At 65.1% G+C, this 16,404-nt stretch carries 17 protein-coding genes and 1 pseudogene; 4 read left to right on the top strand and 14 right to left on the bottom strand.

Annotated elements, in window-relative coordinates:
• Nucleotides 1-182 precede the first annotated feature (182 nt).
• On the bottom strand, nt 183-887 hold the full coding sequence (locus AC0L3A_RS12095) for an L-2-amino-thiazoline-4-carboxylic acid hydrolase (protein ID WP_473254409.1): 705 nt from the start codon (nt 885-887) through the stop codon (nt 183-185).
• 42 nt (nt 888-929) lie between these two features.
• Nucleotides 930-1,322 (bottom strand): RidA family protein, encoded by a 393-nt coding sequence (locus tag AC0L3A_RS12090; RefSeq protein WP_219682210.1) that lies wholly within the window; start codon nt 1,320-1,322, stop codon nt 930-932.
• A gap of 128 nt (nt 1,323-1,450) precedes the next feature.
• On the opposite strand from AC0L3A_RS12090, the gene AC0L3A_RS12085 reads away from it, so the two are divergent.
• Nucleotides 1,451-2,074, top strand: coding sequence for a LysR family transcriptional regulator (locus AC0L3A_RS12085; RefSeq protein WP_473254408.1), 624 nt, complete (start codon nt 1,451-1,453; stop codon nt 2,072-2,074).
• 118 nt (nt 2,075-2,192) lie between these two features.
• Here AC0L3A_RS12085 and AC0L3A_RS12080 read toward each other — a convergent pair whose 3' ends face one another.
• On the bottom strand, nt 2,193-3,152 hold the full coding sequence (locus AC0L3A_RS12080; protein ID WP_473254407.1) for a LysR family transcriptional regulator: 960 nt from the start codon (nt 3,150-3,152) through the stop codon (nt 2,193-2,195).
• Nucleotides 3,153-3,257: 105 nt separating this feature from the next.
• Between AC0L3A_RS12080 and AC0L3A_RS12075 the strand changes: the two are divergent.
• The 3 genes and pseudogenes from AC0L3A_RS12075 to AC0L3A_RS12065 form a co-directional block, all read left to right on the top strand.
• A pseudogene (locus tag AC0L3A_RS12075) lies at nt 3,258-4,193 on the top strand (alpha/beta fold hydrolase); the annotation flags it as partial.
• 475 nt (nt 4,194-4,668) lie between these two features.
• A complete protein-coding gene (locus tag AC0L3A_RS12070) occupies nt 4,669-5,280 on the top strand; it encodes a hydrolase (RefSeq protein ID WP_473254406.1) in 612 nt (203 codons plus the stop codon).
• A 2-nt stretch (nt 5,281-5,282) separates the two neighbouring features.
• A complete protein-coding gene (locus AC0L3A_RS12065) occupies nt 5,283-5,906 on the top strand; it encodes an alpha/beta hydrolase (protein ID WP_007603583.1) in 624 nt (207 codons plus the stop codon).
• Between the two features lie 89 nt (nt 5,907-5,995).
• Here the strand turns inward: AC0L3A_RS12065 and AC0L3A_RS12060 are convergent, their stop codons facing one another.
• The 11 genes from AC0L3A_RS12060 to AC0L3A_RS12010 form a co-directional block, all read right to left on the bottom strand.
• On the bottom strand, nt 5,996-7,048 hold the full coding sequence (locus AC0L3A_RS12060) for an ABC transporter ATP-binding protein (RefSeq protein ID WP_473254405.1): 1,053 nt from the start codon (nt 7,046-7,048) through the stop codon (nt 5,996-5,998).
• The gene (locus AC0L3A_RS12055) at nt 7,041-8,021 is read right to left on the bottom strand and encodes an ABC transporter ATP-binding protein (RefSeq protein WP_473254404.1); all 981 of its coding nucleotides are present in this window, start codon (nt 8,019-8,021) and stop codon (nt 7,041-7,043) included. Before AC0L3A_RS12055 ends, AC0L3A_RS12060 begins: the two co-directional genes overlap by 8 nt.
• On the bottom strand, nt 8,018-8,839 hold the full coding sequence (locus tag AC0L3A_RS12050; protein WP_473254403.1) for an ABC transporter permease: 822 nt from the start codon (nt 8,837-8,839) through the stop codon (nt 8,018-8,020). The genes AC0L3A_RS12055 and AC0L3A_RS12050 overlap by 4 nt, the downstream gene beginning before the upstream one ends.
• Nucleotides 8,836-9,759 carry an ABC transporter permease gene (locus AC0L3A_RS12045; protein ID WP_473254402.1) on the bottom strand — a complete coding sequence of 308 codons (924 nt, stop codon included), beginning with the start codon at nt 9,757-9,759 and terminating at the stop codon, nt 8,836-8,838. Before AC0L3A_RS12045 ends, AC0L3A_RS12050 begins: the two co-directional genes overlap by 4 nt.
• Before the next feature lie 60 nt (nt 9,760-9,819).
• Nucleotides 9,820-11,409, bottom strand: coding sequence for an ABC transporter substrate-binding protein (locus tag AC0L3A_RS12040; protein ID WP_088941256.1), 1,590 nt, complete (start codon nt 11,407-11,409; stop codon nt 9,820-9,822).
• A 122-nt stretch (nt 11,410-11,531) separates the two neighbouring features.
• Nucleotides 11,532-12,815 (bottom strand): S-methyl-5-thioribose kinase, encoded by a 1,284-nt coding sequence (gene mtnK / locus AC0L3A_RS12035; RefSeq protein WP_007603577.1) that lies wholly within the window; start codon nt 12,813-12,815, stop codon nt 11,532-11,534.
• Nucleotides 12,816-12,846: 31 nt separating this feature from the next.
• Nucleotides 12,847-13,194, bottom strand: coding sequence for a hypothetical protein (locus tag AC0L3A_RS12030; RefSeq protein WP_007603574.1), 348 nt, complete (start codon nt 13,192-13,194; stop codon nt 12,847-12,849).
• Between the two features lie 30 nt (nt 13,195-13,224).
• A complete protein-coding gene (locus tag AC0L3A_RS12025) occupies nt 13,225-13,500 on the bottom strand; it encodes a DUF1467 family protein (RefSeq protein ID WP_007603573.1) in 276 nt (91 codons plus the stop codon).
• A 9-nt stretch (nt 13,501-13,509) separates the two neighbouring features.
• Nucleotides 13,510-13,914: a methylmalonyl-CoA epimerase gene (gene mce / locus AC0L3A_RS12020; RefSeq protein ID WP_007603572.1), complete on the bottom strand. Its 405-nt coding sequence runs from the start codon at nt 13,912-13,914 to the stop codon at nt 13,510-13,512.
• Between the two features lie 12 nt (nt 13,915-13,926).
• Nucleotides 13,927-15,597 (bottom strand): ribonuclease J, encoded by a 1,671-nt coding sequence (locus AC0L3A_RS12015; RefSeq protein WP_007603564.1) that lies wholly within the window; start codon nt 15,595-15,597, stop codon nt 13,927-13,929.
• Nucleotides 15,597-16,403, bottom strand: a complete 807-nt coding sequence (locus tag AC0L3A_RS12010; protein ID WP_007603563.1) for a biotin--[acetyl-CoA-carboxylase] ligase — start codon at nt 16,401-16,403, stop codon at nt 15,597-15,599. The genes AC0L3A_RS12015 and AC0L3A_RS12010 overlap by 1 nt, the downstream gene beginning before the upstream one ends.
• Nucleotide 16,404: the final 1 nt, after the last annotated feature.

The following is a 16,404-nucleotide window of genomic DNA, read 5'->3' as shown; positions in this document are numbered from 1 at the left end:
GGTGAACGTTTTGTGTTCGTGTCCCGATCGTGTCCCCCAAACCGCTAATTGGCCCCCCCCGCTACCAAATCCAGACTGCCGCCGCGGAAAGATTCTGGATTGCTTCGCTGCGCTCGCAATGACGAGGTGACAGCAGGGGCAATCGAGCCTCACCTTCATCCGCAGAGCATGAGGACCGCGGCCTAACTCTCCGCTTTCCCATCCACCCCAAGCCGCGAGAACCGGAAATTGCAGTGGCTCGCACCGCCCGCTAGCGTCTGTGTCCTCTCCAGGCGGATGCCTCGCGCTGCGTAGGCGACGAAATCGAGCCCGCAGATGTTCGGCAGGACGTCCTTGTCTCCATGGCGCGCCGCGAGCTTGCAGAAGCCGCAAGCCTTGTAGTTGATGCCGAATTCAAAACTGTCACCCGTATCAGGCTCGACGAAATCATAGACGAAATCTTCCGGAAATTCGGTCTGATGGCTTTCGGTCGTGCTTCTCGCCGCCTGCTCGCGTAGCAGGGCCAGGTTCTCCGGCGACATGAACTGACGACCCGAGGCAAGACGCTCCGCTTCCGATACGGTGAGCAATTGCGCCTTGTAGGTTTCCCGCTCGATCTCGCCGATCACAGGCACCGGCACGCCGTGGCGCCGCAGCACCCGGCTGATGGCCATGAACCCCATCAACCGCATGAAGAAATCGCTCATGCGGCTTGCCGCGCCGCCGACATAGGGCATCTGGGTGAGCACGATCTCGAATTCGTCCATCACTTCCCGCCTGATGCCGTCGATCTCGGAAAGCTGCGCGCGCTCGCGCAACATCGCTTCGGCCAAGTCGAGCCGCTCGCGCATAGCGGCCTCCATTGCACCGCGATGGGCTTCGTAAAACGGATGGATGATCTCAGCCATGGGACACCTGATATGATTGGCTCATTGCAAAGTCGGCCGGTCTCACTCCGCGGCGATCGCCTCGATCTCCAGCAGCCATTTGCTGTCAACGGTCTCGACAATCACGACCGTCAGCGCGGGCTGGTGTTCGCCCAGCATCGCGCGACGAATCGAGCGGTTGGTCACGAGTTGAGCGCGGTCGGTCAGGAACGTGGTGACCTTGACCAGATGCGCGACGCCAAGGCCCGCGGCGGCGAGCACCTCGATCAAATTGCGCCAGGCCTGCTCGCACTGCGCCTCAAAACCGTCAGGGACGGTGCCGTCGGATCTCTGGGGCACCTGGCCGCTGATGAACAACAGGCGGCGATGCTGCGTCAGTTCAAGTCCCATGCAGTAGCCGCCGGCGGGAGCATGGACCGTTGCGGGATTGTGGCTGACGATGTGAGCTGGGGACATAGGATTTCTCCGGATTGCAGGTCGACCGTATCCGGCGCCGTCACCGCTTCGCAAAGCATCATCGCTGCGGCTCAGCGCAAGAAAATCTATTGCAAGGCCACAGCTCATCGGTGTCAAAATGGAGACCGATGACCTACATCCTTCCCCCACTCAACGCGCTCCGCGCGTTCGAAGCCGCCGCGCGGCATCTCAGCTTCAAGCTCGCCGCACACGAGTTGCACGTGACTCCCGCCGCCGTAGGCCAGCAGGTGAAGGCGCTGGAGGCGCGCCTCGGCGTGCAGCTGTTCGAGCGGCTGCACAAGCAGCTCATCCTCACCGTCGCCGGTCAGGCCTATCTGCCCGGGGTCTCCGAAGGCTTTCGCCACATTGCGGAGGCAACCTCACAGTTGAAACCGGCTGGTGCAGTGCTGCTGCAATTGGGGGTCCATGGCAGCTTTGATCTGCGGCGCCTCGAACTGGCGGCGTTTCGCAGCGCGCATGCGGACATTGGTCTGCGGGTGCTGCACCCGGCCGGCCTGCACGAATTGGTCGAGGGCAAGGTCGATCTGCTGATCGCCCGCGGTCTTGGCCACCATCCGGGCTATCGCCGCGACCGGGTCGATGAGGGATCAGGTCTGGGTGATTGGCTGATTGCGCCTGAGGGTACCGCGGATTGTCCCGAGATCGTCAGCTTCCGCGCGTGGCTGCGTGCCCTGCCCGTCGGGAAGGCGCTCGCAAATCCCCGCCCTCGTCTGGTCGGCGTCAGACGATAGGCTCAACCGACAATCGATAGCCTCGCCGCGACGCCATTTCACATGTCGTTGGCGGATATCGATAGCACCAGACATCGTAGGTTCTGGAGAGCCGAAACCGTCGACCGCCTCCGTCGCGTCAGGTCGAAACCGATTCCGTTCCACGCCTCGCGTGCCAACCAGGTTTTCCCTCAACACGACTGCCGCCCATGCACTCCACAAGATAGTCCACGAATACTCGGACGCGAGCAGGCATGTTCGGCCCGCCGACGAAGACGGCGTGGAAGATCTCCTTGTCACCAGGATTGAACGGTTCGAGAAGCGGGACCAGGCGCCCCTCCGCGATCGCGTCCCCGAGACTGAAATTGTCGACACGGGCGATGCCGACGCCGTCGAGCGCCAGCTGGCCCAGTGTCTCGCCACTGCTCGCCTCGATGGCGCCTCGCACTTTCAGGGCGAAGTCGACTCCGTCCCGGCGGAACGGCCAAACCGGCTCGGCCCGGCGAAAACTGAAATTCAGGCAATTGTGGTTGTAGAGGTCTTCCGGCGTTTCGGGCACGCCCCAGCGCGCCAGGTAGTCCGGCGAGGCGACGATGGTTCGGCCGTTCTCGCTGAGGCGCCGCGCCGTGAGCGCGCTGTCAGTCAGCGGACCGCCGCGAACCGCCACATCCGCCTGCCCCGCAGCGACGTCAACGATCCCGTCGCCAAGATTGATGTCGACCACGATGTTCGGATAGCGGCGTACGAACTCGCCAAGCAGAGGCACGATGCAAAGACGCCCGTGGGAGACCGCAGCGCTGACCCGGATGCGGCCGCGCGGCGAACCCTGGTCGGAGATCGCCTGCTCGGCTTCGTCGAGATCGGCGAGAATGCGGCGGGCCGCGCTGAGATAGGCGCGGCCTTCCGCAGTCGGCGTCAACGCGCGCGTCGTCCGCAACAGCAAGCGTACGCCGAGCCGCTGCTCGACCCGGTCCAGAGTGCGGCTCACGGCCGACGGCGTCAGTCCAAACGCGCGGCCCGCAGCCGAGAAGCTGCCGCCGTCGATGACCGCGCAGAACACTTCCAGTTCCCGGGCACGGTCCGCGGTATCTGCTGCCACCTTTGCGCTCCAGTCAAAAATGCTTGGCCTGGATAGTAGCTAATCCCAACGATCTTCCTCGTCTAGCTTTGCGTCTACGAAAAAGGCCAACACAGGAGATCGCCCATGAACGTCCCCGACCAGCTTCGCCGGTTTGCCCTCACCGGAGCCGCGCTCGCCATCCTGGCCGGCACCGCCGCCGCGTCAGCGGCCGACGGGCCCACGGATTTCCCGAATACCTTCCACACCGAAGAAGTCGCGACCAATGGCACGACCCTCCACGTCCGGGTCGGCGGGTCTGGACCGACGGTCGTGCTGCTGCATGGCTATGGCGAGACCGGAGACATGTGGGCGCCGCTCGCGACGAACCTTGCTCGCAATCACACGGTGATCGTGCCCGATCTGCGGGGCATGGGCCTTTCCGCCCGCGCCGAGGCCGGTTTCGAGAAGGTCAATCAGGCGGAAGACATCGTCGGCGTGATGAACACGCTGCAAGCGCCGCGCGCTGACATCGTGGCGCACGACATCGGCAACATGGTCGCGTTCGCTCTGGCCTCACGGCACGCCGGGCGGGTGACGAACCTGGTGCTGATGGATGCGCCGGTGCCGGGCGTCGGGCCGTGGGAAGAAATCCTGAAGAACCCGTTGCTGTGGCACTTCCGGTTCGGCGGGCCGGATATGGAGCGCCTGGTGGCCGGCCGCGAGCGGATCTATCTCGACCGGTTCTGGAACGAGTTCTCGGCCAATCCGGCCAATTTCCCGGAGGCGTCCCGAGCCCACTACGCGCAGCTTTACGCCGCGCCGGGGCGCATGCACGCCGGCTTCCGCCAGTTCGCCGCCTTCGATCAGGACGCGATCGACAACCGCGCCTGGCTCTCGGCGCACGGCAAGCTGCTCATGCCGGTTCTCGCGATTGGGGGCGGTGCATCCTTCGGCCCGGCAATGGCGGCGGTGATGCAGGCCGGCGCGGTCGACGTGCAGGAGCGGGTCATCGGAGGCTCCGGGCACTGGCTGATGGAGGAGCAACCCGCGGCTACGTCGGCCGCGATCGAGGCCTTCCTCAAGGAACGGCCCGTCGCCGCGGAGAATGGGCACCTGGGTCAGACCGCTCTGACGCTGGAGCAGACGCAGGCAATGCCGCAGTCCGGCGCAGGCGCCGGCACCTCCGGAGTGCCTGCTATCCGTACCGTGCTGCTCTCGGGCGACCCCGCCAAGGCCGGCCCGTATGTGCTCGAAATTCACGTGCCGCCGAACACCGCGATCGCACCGCACACCCACCGCGACGACCGCTTCGCCACGGTGATCTCCGGCACCTGGTACTTCGGTTACGGCAGCAAGGTTTCCGACGCGCCGGTCAAGCCATTGACGGCAGGCGGCCTCTACACCGAGCCCGGCGGCGTTGCGCACTTCGCCTTCACACGGGCCGAGGGTGCGGTCGTCCGTCTGACCGGGATCGGCCCCAGCGACACGGCTTTCGTCCCCCCGCCCGCATCCCACTGACCTGCTCCAGAGCACTTCAAATCCAAAGGAAATTCCGATGACGTCCTTCCCCACCATCCGCGATCCCAAGACCGACCAGCTTTTGACCCCGAATAATGCGGCTTTGGTGATCATCGACTACCAACCGGTTCAGGTCAGCTCGATCCAATCGATGCCCAAGCGGACCCTCGTCGCCAACATCACCGCGGTGGCCAGGACCGCGAAGCTATTCGCCCTGCCGACGGTGATCGCTACCGTGAATGTCGCCACCGGTCGCAACCAACCCACCATCCACCAGATATCGGATGTTTTTCCGGATGTCGTGCCAATCGACCGGACCTCGATCAACGCGTGGGAGGACGCGGACTTCGTCGCCGCAGTCCGCAACACCGGCCGCAAGAAGCTGATCATGACGGCGCTCTGGACCGAGGTGTGCCTCGTGCACCCGGCGCTGGACGCGCTACAGGAGGGTTTCGAAGTCTATCCGGTGGTCGACGCGGTGGGTGGCACCTCCCGCGAGGCGCACGACGCCGGCCTGCTGCGCCTGGTCCAAGCCGGTGCCCAGCCCACCAGCTGGGTGCAGCTGATCTGCGAACTGCAGCGGGACTGGAACCGCGCGGCAACAGTGACCGGCTTTTCGGAGATCCTGTTCGCGGTCGAAGGCCACTGATCATGATCATGGAGACCGTCGACGCTGCGATGATCGAGCGGACCAACGCATCGCAGAAGCCGCCGGTCATCTTCATCCATGGCCTGTGGTCGAAGCCCAGCTCGTGGGACCGATGGGCCGAAATGTTCGAGGCCGCCGGCTATGCTCCGTTGGCGCCCGGGTGGCCGGCGGAGCTGGGCGGCGCCGCGGCACCGGAAACCATCGGCGAGGTCGCGGCGCATTTCGCCCGCATCGCGGGGGCGCTGGACCGCCGCCCGGCGCTGATCGGCCATTCGTTTGGCGGGCTGATCGCGCAGACCCTGGCCGGGCGCGGGCTTTCGGCCGCGACGGTGGCGATCGAACCGGCTCCGTTTCGCGGGGTGCTGGAGCTGCCCGTCTGGACCGAGGCTCCCGTCGACGCCGAGGCCGCCGGGCGTGGACCGCTGCTGACGATCTCCGGCGAGCGCGACCACACCCCGCCATCGGTCACCCGCGCCGCCTACGAACGGCAGAAGCGCAATAAGCACCCTGTTACCGAGTTCGTCCAACTTCCGCGACGCGACCGCTCGCTGCCCATAAACAGCGGCTGGCGGGAGGTGGCGCAGACGGCGCTGACATTCGTGAGACGCTTTCTATGCCTTCTATAGCGTTCAGTCGCTCGTGTTTGAGGGCAGCTCAACTGCCGCTTCTGGCCACGCAGCGGATGGCTCACCAATTTTTCCGCTCGCACTCCTTCCTAAAAATGTTCGCCCTCGGTCGACACCAACGCCGCCTGCCCCGCAATCTCATCCGCTCGCCAGCATCGCACCGCATGTCCGTCAGCACGCGTCTCCAGCCCCGGCCCGGGCTCGCGGCGACACGCCGCCTCCGCATACCGGCAGCGCGGGCTGAACGCGCATCCATTCGGCGGATTGAGCGGGTTGGGAAGGTCGCCGCCTGTCGTCGCCAGGGGTGCATGACGCAAGGGATCGGGGATGGCGGCGATCAGGGCTTGGGTGTAGGGGTGCGCCGGCCGTTCGAAAATCTCGCGCCAGTGGCCGTTCTCGACGATGCGGCCGAGATACATCACGGCGACCTTGTCGCTCATGTGCTCGACGACGCCGAGATCGTGGCTGATCATGATGTAGGAGAGACCGAGCGTTTCCTTCAATTCCAGCAGCAGATTGATGATCTGAGCGCGGATCGAGACGTCGAGCGCCGAGACCGGCTCGTCGCAGATGACGATTTTTGGATTGAGGATCAGCGCACGCGCAATGCCGATGCGCTGGCGCTGACCGCCCGAGAATTCATGGGGGTAGCGATCCGCCTGCTCCGGCCGCAGGCCCACATGCCGCAGCATCTTCGCGACGCGGTCCTCGATCTCGCTCGTGGCCGTGACGCCATGCACCCGCAGCGGATCTTCCAGCGTGCGGCGAACGGTCTGGCGCGGATTGAGCGAGGCGTAGGGATCCTGAAACACGATCTGCACGATGCGCGCCAGCACCTTTCGATCGCCGGATGGCCTGTTCGTCACGACCTGTCCGTCCAGCACGATGCGGCCGCGCGTCGGCGTCAAGAGACCAAGGATCGACAATGCGACCGTCGACTTGCCGGAGCCGGACTCGCCGACGAGGCCGAGGCATTCGCCGCGCTTCAGGGTGAGATCGACGCCGTCGACGGCACGGAGCAGCCGACGGCCTCGCCCCAGCAGGCCGCCGCCGAGCGGAAAATGGACCGCGAGATCCCTGACGCTGAGAATGACATCGTCGTCCGGCCGTGTCTCACCCAACCCGTCTTGCGGCTCATGCATGGTGATGACACCTGACCAGACCGCCGGCCTCCAGCAAATCCGCGCCCGGCGCGGTGGTCCGGCAAATATCGGTCGCCTGCGCGCAACGCGGATTGAACCGGCAGCCGTCGGGGAAATTCGTGATGGCCGGGACCACCCCCGCGATCTCCGTCAGCCGGCTGCGGCCAAGCGCAGCGCGACTGCCGAGCCGCGGCAGCGAGGCAACCAGGCCTCGCGTATAGGGGTGGGAGGGTGCCCGGAAAATATCGGCGGAGCCGCGCTCCTCGACGATGCGGCCGGCATACATCACGGCCACGCGGCGGCAGACATTGGCGACCAGCCCGAGATCGTGGCTGATCATCAAAATGGCGGTTCCCCGCTCGGCGCACAAATTCCGCATCAGCTCGATGATTTCGGCTTGCACGGTCACGTCGAGCGCCGTTGTCGGCTCGTCGGCGATCAAGAGATCCGGACCGCAGGCGAGTGCGATGGCGATCATCACGCGCTGGCGCATGCCGCCGGACAGCTGGTGCGGGTAATCCTTCACGCGTCGCTCCGGCGCGGGAACGCGGACGCTCGCAAGCGCCTCGACCGCGAGTCTGTCGGCTTCCCGCCAGCTCTTGCCCTTGTGCAGCACGAACATCTCGGCGATCTGTCGGCCCACCGGCGAGACCGGGTTCAGCGCCGTCATCGGCTCCTGGAAGATCATGGCGATGCGATTGCCGCGCAGATCCCGTTGCCGGGCGGCTGAAAGGTGCTGGATCTCGCGCCCCTCGAACCGGATGACGCCGCCGCCGATCGACAAAGGCTGCCGCAACAGACCAATCAAGGCGAGCGCGGTGATGCTCTTGCCGCAGCCGGATTCGCCGACGAGGCCGAAGGTCTCGCCGCGATCGATGCGGAATGAAATGCCCTCGGCCGCCGCAACGCGTCGCGATCCATCGTCGAGATCGATACGCAGATCCTCGACTTCGATCAGCGGCGCGCCGGTCATGTGCGCCGGCTCCGCGATTGTGGATCGAGAATGTCGCGCAGGCCGTCGCCGAGCAGATTGAGGCCGAGCACCGTCAGGAAGATGGCAAGGCCGGGAAACACCGAGAGCCACGGCGCCGTCGTGATCTGATCGCGGGCATCCGACAACATGCTGCCCCAGCTCGGAAACGGCGGGCGGACGCCGAGGCCGAGGAACGACAATGCGGCTTCCGACAAGACCGCGCTGCCCATGCCGAGCGTGCCGATGACGACGATCGGCCCCAACATGTTCGGCAGCAGCTGCGTGATCATGATGCGGAGATCGCCGTAGCCGAGCACGGCCGCGGCCTGCACATAGCCCTGGCTCCTCAGCGACAGCGCCGAGGCCCGCGCGATCCGGCACGTGAAGGACCAGTTGGTCAAGCCGAGTGCGATCAGCAGGCTGGTCAGCCCGGGGCCGAGCACCGCCATGATGGCCAGCGCAAAGATCAGCGAGGGAATCGCGAGCATGAGATTGGTCAGGCCGTTGACGACATCGTCCCACCAGCCGCCCCAATAGCCGGCGCTCAGGCCCAGCGCCACGCCGATGACGCTGTTGATGAGCTGCGAGACGATGCCGACCGTCAGCGAAACCCGCGCGCCGTAGACGACGCGGGAATAGATGTCGCGGCCCTGGTCGTCGGTACCGAACCACCAGGTCCAGCTCGGAGGCTCTTCCGCGTTGAGCAGATTGGCGTCCAGGACAGGATCGGTATGCGCCAGCCAGGGCGCGAGCAGGCCGACCAGGATCGCAAGCGCGAACAGCGCGCCACCGATGATGAGATTGGCGCGGAGCTTCATGCGTATCTGATCCTGGGATCGATCACGCCGTAGAGCACGTCGATCAGCAGATTGATGGCGAGAAAGGACAGCACCACGACAAGAATGGAGCCCTGGACGGCCGGAATGTCGCGCTGCAGGACACTGTCGACCAGCAGCGAGCCGATGCCCGGCCAGGAATACAATTTCTCGACCACGACCGCCTGCCCCATCAGCCCGCCGAACTGCAGGCCGACGGTGGTGAGAATGATGACAAGCGCGTTGCGCATCACATGCCACTTCACGACCCGGGTCTCGCTCATGCCCTTGGAGCGCGCGGTGCGGACGAAATCCGCGGTCATGATCTCGAGCACGGCAGCGCGTGTCGTCCGGGCGAACAGCGCCATCGGCGAGACGCCGAGCGTCACGGCCGGCAGGATCAGATATTTCAGACCGCCATCGCCATAGCCGAAACTCGGCAGCCAGCCGAGCTTCAACGCAAACAAATACATCAGCACCAGCCCGAGCCAGAATTTGGCGATCGAAAGTCCTGATACCGCCACGACCATGGCCAGCGTGTCGACGATGCCCCCCGGCTTCAGCGCGGCGATGAATCCCAGGGGAACGCCGATCACGACGGAAAACGCCATGGCGGTGAAGATGAGCTGGAGCGTCGGCCATATCCGTTTGGCGATCATGAACGTCACAGGCTCGCGCGTGCGGAACGACGTTCCGAAATCGCCGGTTGCAAGCTTGGCGATGTAGGCGCCGAAGCGGACATAGACGGGATCGTCGAGGCCGAGCTGCTTCTTCATGCGCAGCTCGACCTGCGGATCGGCATCGTCGCTCATGGACGAGACGATGCTGCCGGGAACGACGCTGAACAGCACGAACACCAGAGCCACCACCGCGAGCACGGTCGGAATGGCCTGCAGCAGGCGGCGGAACAGGAAGGAGAGCATCGGCAGTTTTCCTCTCTCCCTCCGTCGTTCATCTCGACGGAGGGAGCGCGAGAGCGTGTGTCACTTCGCGGGCGAGCTCTCGTCGACCCAGAGGTCTTCGACGTTCTGATGGGTGAGTTCCGTCGCGTTCAGCTGAATTCCCTTGAGCCACGGCTGCACCGCCATGACCGCCTTGTTGTAGTTGAAGAACCAGACCGGCGCCTCCTCGTAGAGGAGCGCGTTGGCCTTTTGCAGCAGCTGGGTACGCTTTGCAGCGTCATCGGACTGTCCGGCCTCGTCGATCAGCTTGTCGAACTCGGGATTCTTGAAGTTCATGTAGTTGCAGGCTGATTGCGGCGTCGCCGAGTGGAAGCATTTGAGGGCGGCCTGGGGATCTGGTCCGGTCGCCTGCGAGTAGATGAAGGCCTGGTAGTCGCCGCTGCGAACCACCTCCGCCAGCACCGCGGTCTCGACCTGCTTGACCTTGGCCTTGATGCCCACCCGGTCCAGCATCGGGATCACGGCCGAGACGATCGGCAGACCCCAGCTCTCGTTCTGGCTGGTGGTCCATTCGAATTCGAAGCCCGTGGGATACCCGGCGTCAGCGAGCAGCTGCTTGGCCTTGGCGGGATCGAAGGCATAGGGCTTCATGGCCTTGTCGTAGGCGGGAGAGGTCAGCGGCAGCCAGCTGGTGGCCCGGTAGGCCTTGCCCTTGACCAGCTTGTTGATGATCAGGTCAGTGTCGATCGCGTAGTTGATCGCCTGCCGGACCCGCTTGTCGGCGAACGGCTTGAACGCGGGATTCATCCCCATGTAGCGGGTGAAGACCTCGGCGACTTCGACGACGGTGCCCTTGAGGTCGGCGTCGTTCTGATAGGCGACATATTGCGCCGGTCCCAGCACCGAGGTGTCGATCTCCTTGTTGCGGAAGGCGACATCGCGTGCCGCGGCCTCGCCCATGACCGACACGATGATCTTGTCGGCGTAGGGCTTGCCGGCCTTGTAGAACCGGTCCCACCGCTCCAGAACGATGCGCGATCCCGGCACGTGCTCGACGAACTTGAACGGCCCAAGACCGATCGGCTTCTGGAGAAAGCTGTCCTTGGCGGCTTCGTCGGCGGGATAGATCGACGTGATCGCGTTCCAGAAGTAGAAACCCGGATCGACTTTCTCGGTCAGCTTCATCTCGATTGTAAAGTCGTCGATTTTCTTCAGGCCGGAGATCTCCTTGGCCTGCCCCTTCTCGACCGCCGCCGCGCCCTCGATCACGCGGACATAACGCGCGCCGGGATAAGCCTTGGTGCCGTCCATGATGCGGTTGTAGGTCCAGATGACGTCGTCGGCCGTCATCTTGCGGCCGTTGTGGAAATAGGCGTCGTCGCGCAGCTTGAAGGTGTGAACGAGACCGCCGCCCGAGATCACATCTTCCTTGGCAAGCTCCAGAACCGGCTTGCCTTCCGCGGAATTCCAGATGTAGAGCGACCGGTGCAACGCCTTGGCGTAGATCTCGTCCTGGGCGCGCTGCGTGGTAAGAATGTCCAGGCTGGTGAAACTCGAGCCATAAGGCGCGGTCATGCGGATGGTTCCGCCCTTGCGCGGCGTCTGGGCCTCCGCCGAGGCGACGAGCGCCAGTCCCAAACCCGCGACGATCGCCACTATCCTGAACATCATGGTCCCTCCGACAACGCAAGCCGTGCTCTGGTCCGAGAGTTGATCATCCGCGGCACGTCGAGCGCAAGCGCCTTGAAGGGGTTGACGTATGCGCGGGTCGCGCCGATTTGCGAGGACGCCCGCTAGAACTCCGGCTGCCAGTCGCGCAATTTTCGCGCTGCGGCGGTGACGTCCGCGATGGTCGGAAACGCCCCCGTCTCCAGCATCATCGTCCTTGCCAGCCGCACGGCGCGTGCTTCGCTGATCGCGCGCCGGCGCGGATCCTCGATCAGCTCGAAATCGATATTGTGGGCGAGACCGAAGATGCGGCGGATGGTTTTTGCCGCGGCGAAGCCGACCGTGTCCGCAAACAGCCGCTGCATGTAGGCCTGCCGCTCGGCCTCCAGTCGTGCCGCGCCTGTCTCGCCGGCGAAGAGCGAGGCGGGATAGGCATCGCCTGCGGCGCCGGCGCGCCAGAGCTCGAGGAACTTGCGCGCGAACGCGTTCCAGACGTTCTCGACCGTCTCCAGCACCCAGGCCTCGAACGCACGCCGCTCGCCCGGCGAGCGCTCGTGACCGGCGGAGGCAAAATAAGCCATCAGGAGGTTCGCCAGCACCGCGCCGACGTCGAAACCCATCGGGCCGTAGAATGCGAATTCGGGGTCGATCACCCGCGTCTCGCCGTCCGTGACCATGATCGAGCCGGTGTGCAGGTCGCCGTGGAGCAGCGCCTCGGGGCTGGCCATGAACTTCAGCTTCAGCCGGGAGATCGCGACATGCAGGTCCATGTCCTCGCGGAGCTCTGCGGCGAGCGCATCGAGATAGGGCGCGGTCCAGCGGTTCTGCTCGGCGATGCGGTAGGGATCGGTGAAGATCAGATCCTCAGTGATCTTGCACAGTGCATGGTTGCCGGCGAAGGCTGCGATGGCTTGCTTCTTTTCGGCCGCCGACAGCGCGAGGTCGGAGGTGAAGAACAAGGTCCGCGCCATGAAGGTGGTGATGTCATCGACAAAGCGCGGGTACTGAGTCCCCGCAACCATCCCCTTGCGCATGATGATGTGGGGCTCGAGCAGCTCCATCACTGTCAGCGCCAAGGCCTCGTTGTGATGCAGCAGCGCCGGCACGAGGCCGGGCGCGAGCTCGGCCTGCCGCGACAAAGCGAGATATTCGTAATGAGCCCGGGACAGCGGCAGTGGCCAGCTTTCGCCGACGAGGCGGACATAGGGCAGCGCCTGCTTGACGGCGACGCCGCCGCGGCCGCCCTTGACGATGAAGACGAGATTGAGATTGCCGTCGCCGACTTCGGTGATCGACCAGGAGGCCGGCTCGCCACCGAGGGTCCCTGCGAGGTCCGGAACGCCTGCGAGATAATCCCGCAAGTCAGCCTCATGCAGAATCCGATAATCCCCTGCCCCGTCTCCGGTCATGACGATCCCATCCCATCTAGGGGCCGGATCGTTACTCCCGCTCCAGGAAGCTCGAGCCGATCTCGGCCTTTCTTTTGATCGGATCGTAATCACAATAGACGCTGTCCGCCACCAGCGTGTAGCTGGCGCTGACGGTGTATTTGTCTGTTTTGACCGAGTTCAGGCCGATCACCGCGGTGCTCTTGCCGCCGTTCCATTTGAACGGCGTCGAGCTCTTGGCCTGCTCGCAGGCGATCACGGCCTCGTTGAAAACGTAGCCCTCGACAAACGCCTTCAGGGTGCGCACCTGCACGGCCATCTTCCACTCGAAATAGCCGATGGCACCGAGGCCGGCGACGATCAGCACCAGAAGCGCGACGACGATCCTCTGAAAAGTCATTGGTCCCCCAACAAAGCCAACCACGAAATCCTAAAACGGCATGCCCATCAATTTCGACAGGCGTTCGATCGAGAGATAACCGGCGTGATAGGCGACCATGGCGATCCCGTAGATGATCGCCGAGATGATAGTGGTCCAGATCAGCTTGCTCCTCATCCGCGTCAGGATCGGCGCGCCGGGGTCGCTGCCCGGCACTCCGACGCCGTCCTCGTGCTGGCTGCGCACGCCGAACGGCAGCGTCAGGAACAGCGCGATCCACCAGATGACGAAGTAGATCGCGATTGCCGTTGAGATCTGGATGGCCATGGCTTCGGCCTATGCCTGCTCGATTTCGACCAGCGCGCCGGAAAAGTCCTTCGGGTGCAGGAACAGCACCGGCTTGCCATGGGCGCCGATCTTCGGCACGCCGTCGCCGAGCACCCTTGCGCCCTCCTTCACCAGCGTGTCGCGCGAGGCGATGATGTCGACCACCTCATAGCAGACGTGGTGGATGCCGCCGTCGGCGTTGCGGTCGAGGAACTTTGCGATCGGCGAGGCCTCGCCAAGCGGCTCGATGAACTCGATCTTGGTGTTGGGCAACGTCGCGAACACGGTGGTGACGCCATGCTCGGGCAGCGCGACGGCCTCCGAAATCTGGGCCCCGAATGCGGCGCCATAGATTTTGGCGGCCTTGACGGCGTCCTTGGTCGCGATCGCGACATGATTGAGCCGGCCCAGCATGTTTCTCTCCCGTTACACTGTCAGCACATGTACCAGACAGGGGGGCTTCTTACCCCAATGTTCGTTGATCACCGAACGGACAGCGCGTCGCACAGATTCAGCCAGCGCATCCGCGTCGCGACGGCGCGCCTTCGGCAGACCTTCGATGGTGGAGACCACGGCGTCGAAGACGATGTCGTCGAAGGGCTCGCCCGCTTTGTTCTTCTCGGGGATGCCGATCAGATCGACCTCGGGATCGTCGACGAGTTCACCTTGCTGCGTCATGGCAATGGCGACGAAGGCGCAGCCGGAGAAGGCCATGCGGCGCCGCTCCACCACGGCGCGGGACTTGGAGTCCTCCAGAATCGTGCCGTCCTTGTAGAGACGGCCCGCAGGCACCTGCCCAATGATGCCGGGATCGCCGGGGCCGAGCTTGACGAGGTCGCCGTTGCGGCAGACCAGCACGCGCGGCACGCCGGCGGCACGCGCGAGCTTGGCGTGCTCGTTCAGGTGCAGGGCCTCGCCGTGGACCGGGATCAGGAGCTGCGGCCTGGTCCAGGCGATCATGTCGCGCAATTCGTCGCGGCGGGGATGGCCGGAGACATGGACCAGCTGGTCGCGGTCGGTGATGACCTCCACGCCCTGCAAGACCAGGCCATTGATGATCGCGCCGACCGCCTTCTCGTTGCCGGGAATGGTGCGCGAGGAGAAGATCACGCTGTCGCCGCGGTTGAGCGTGATCTCGGGATGGTCGTCATTGGCGATCCGCGCCAGCGCGGCACGGGGCTCGCCCTGGCTGCCGGTGCAAAGCGCCAGCACCTTGTCCTGCGGCAGATGACCGTAGACCTCGGCGGAGCGGAAACTCTGCACGCCGTCGAGATAGCCGGTCTCGCGGGCGACCTGCACCACGCGTTCCATGGCGCGGCCGACCACGACGACCTCACGGTCGGCGGCCTTCGCAGCGATGGCGACGGCCTTCAGACGCGCGACGTTGGAGGCAAAGGTCGTGACTGCGACGCGGCCCTTGGCGGCCTTGACGAGCTCGGTGATGGACCTGGCAACCTCGGCTTCCGAGGGTGAGCGGCCGTCGCGCACGGCGTTGGTGGAATCGCCGATCAGGGCGAGCAGGCCCGCATCGCCGAGCTCCCGCAGCCGCTTTTCGTCGGTCGGGCGGCCGATGATCGGGGTCGGATCGATCTTCCAGTCGCCGGTGTGCAGCACCGTCCCGACGTCGGTGTGAATCGCCAACGCATGCGACTCCGGAATCGAATGCGCGACCGGAATGAACTCGACGTTGAACGGGCCGATATCGACGCGCCCGCCCGACGGCACCACCGTCACCGGGATCTTCGGCGCATTGCGCTCGGCGGCACACTTGGCCTCGAACAGCGCGGCGCTGAACTGCGTCGCGTAGATCGGGCATTTCAGCTTCGGCCACAGGTCGATGATGGCGCCGAAATGGTCCTCATGGGCGTGGGTCAGCACCAGCCCCATCAGGTTCTTGCGTTCCTTCTCCAGGAAGCTGACGTCGGGCATGATCAGGTCGATGCCCGGCAGATGCTCCTCGTCGCCGAAGGAGACGCCGAGATCGATCGCCAGCCAGGCCCGCTGCTGGCGGTTGCCGAGGCCGTAGATCGACAAATTCATGCCGATCTCGCCGACGCCGCCGAGCGGTGCAAATACCAGTTCTTCAGGCTTCGCCATCACGCAGCTCCCACGGAGGCGGCCGTGCCGAAGAACACCTCGCCCGCGGCCACCGGCACGCGCCGGCCCTCCGCAGTGCGGACGATCAGGCAGCCGGTGTCGTCGATCGTGTCAAAAATGCCTTCCAGCGTCATCACTCCCGTGTGGATCGCGACCCGCTCGCCGAGGCCGGCGGCGCGCTCCAGCCACAATTTGCGAATTTCGGCAAAGCCGCGGCCATTGTCCCAGATACCGCGGAACTCCACCCAGGCATCGGAGAGCGCCGAGAACAGCTCTTCAGCGCTGATCTGGACGCCGAGCGCGGCCAGTGACACCGCCGGCGTCGGCGTGCCCTCGGGCGCGGCGACGACGTTGGTGCCGATGCCGACGACGATGGCAAGGCGGTCGCCGATGGCTTCGGCCTCCAGGCCGATGCCGACCAGCTTCTTGCCGCTGGCCAGCACGTCGTTCGGCCATTTCAGGGTGTAGCGGGGACGGCCCTCGCCAAGGCGCAGTGCCGCCTCCAGGCTGACCTTCTCCAGGGCGGCCTCCTCGGCCAGCCCGGCCGCAAAGCCGATCGTCGCGGCGACGGAAGGGGCGACGTCGAGGACTTCGAGGACGCTGGCGGCAAGGTTGCCCTTTGGCGCGATCCAGGCGCGCTGGCGGCGGCCACGGCCGGCGGTCTGCTCCGACGTCACGAACCACATCGGGCCGCGTTCGCCGCGCCTCGCGTGCTCGATCGCCTCGGTATTGGTCGAGCCGGTCCGTTCGAAAGCTGCGAGCTTGTAGCCCGCCGACGCCGCACGAGGACCGAGCGCGAATGCCATC

It is taken from the genome of Bradyrhizobium sp. MI1.3, from assembly GCF_055811695.1.
The sequence above is the reverse complement of the archived record's forward strand: the minus strand, read 5'-3'. Positions and strand labels throughout refer to the sequence as shown.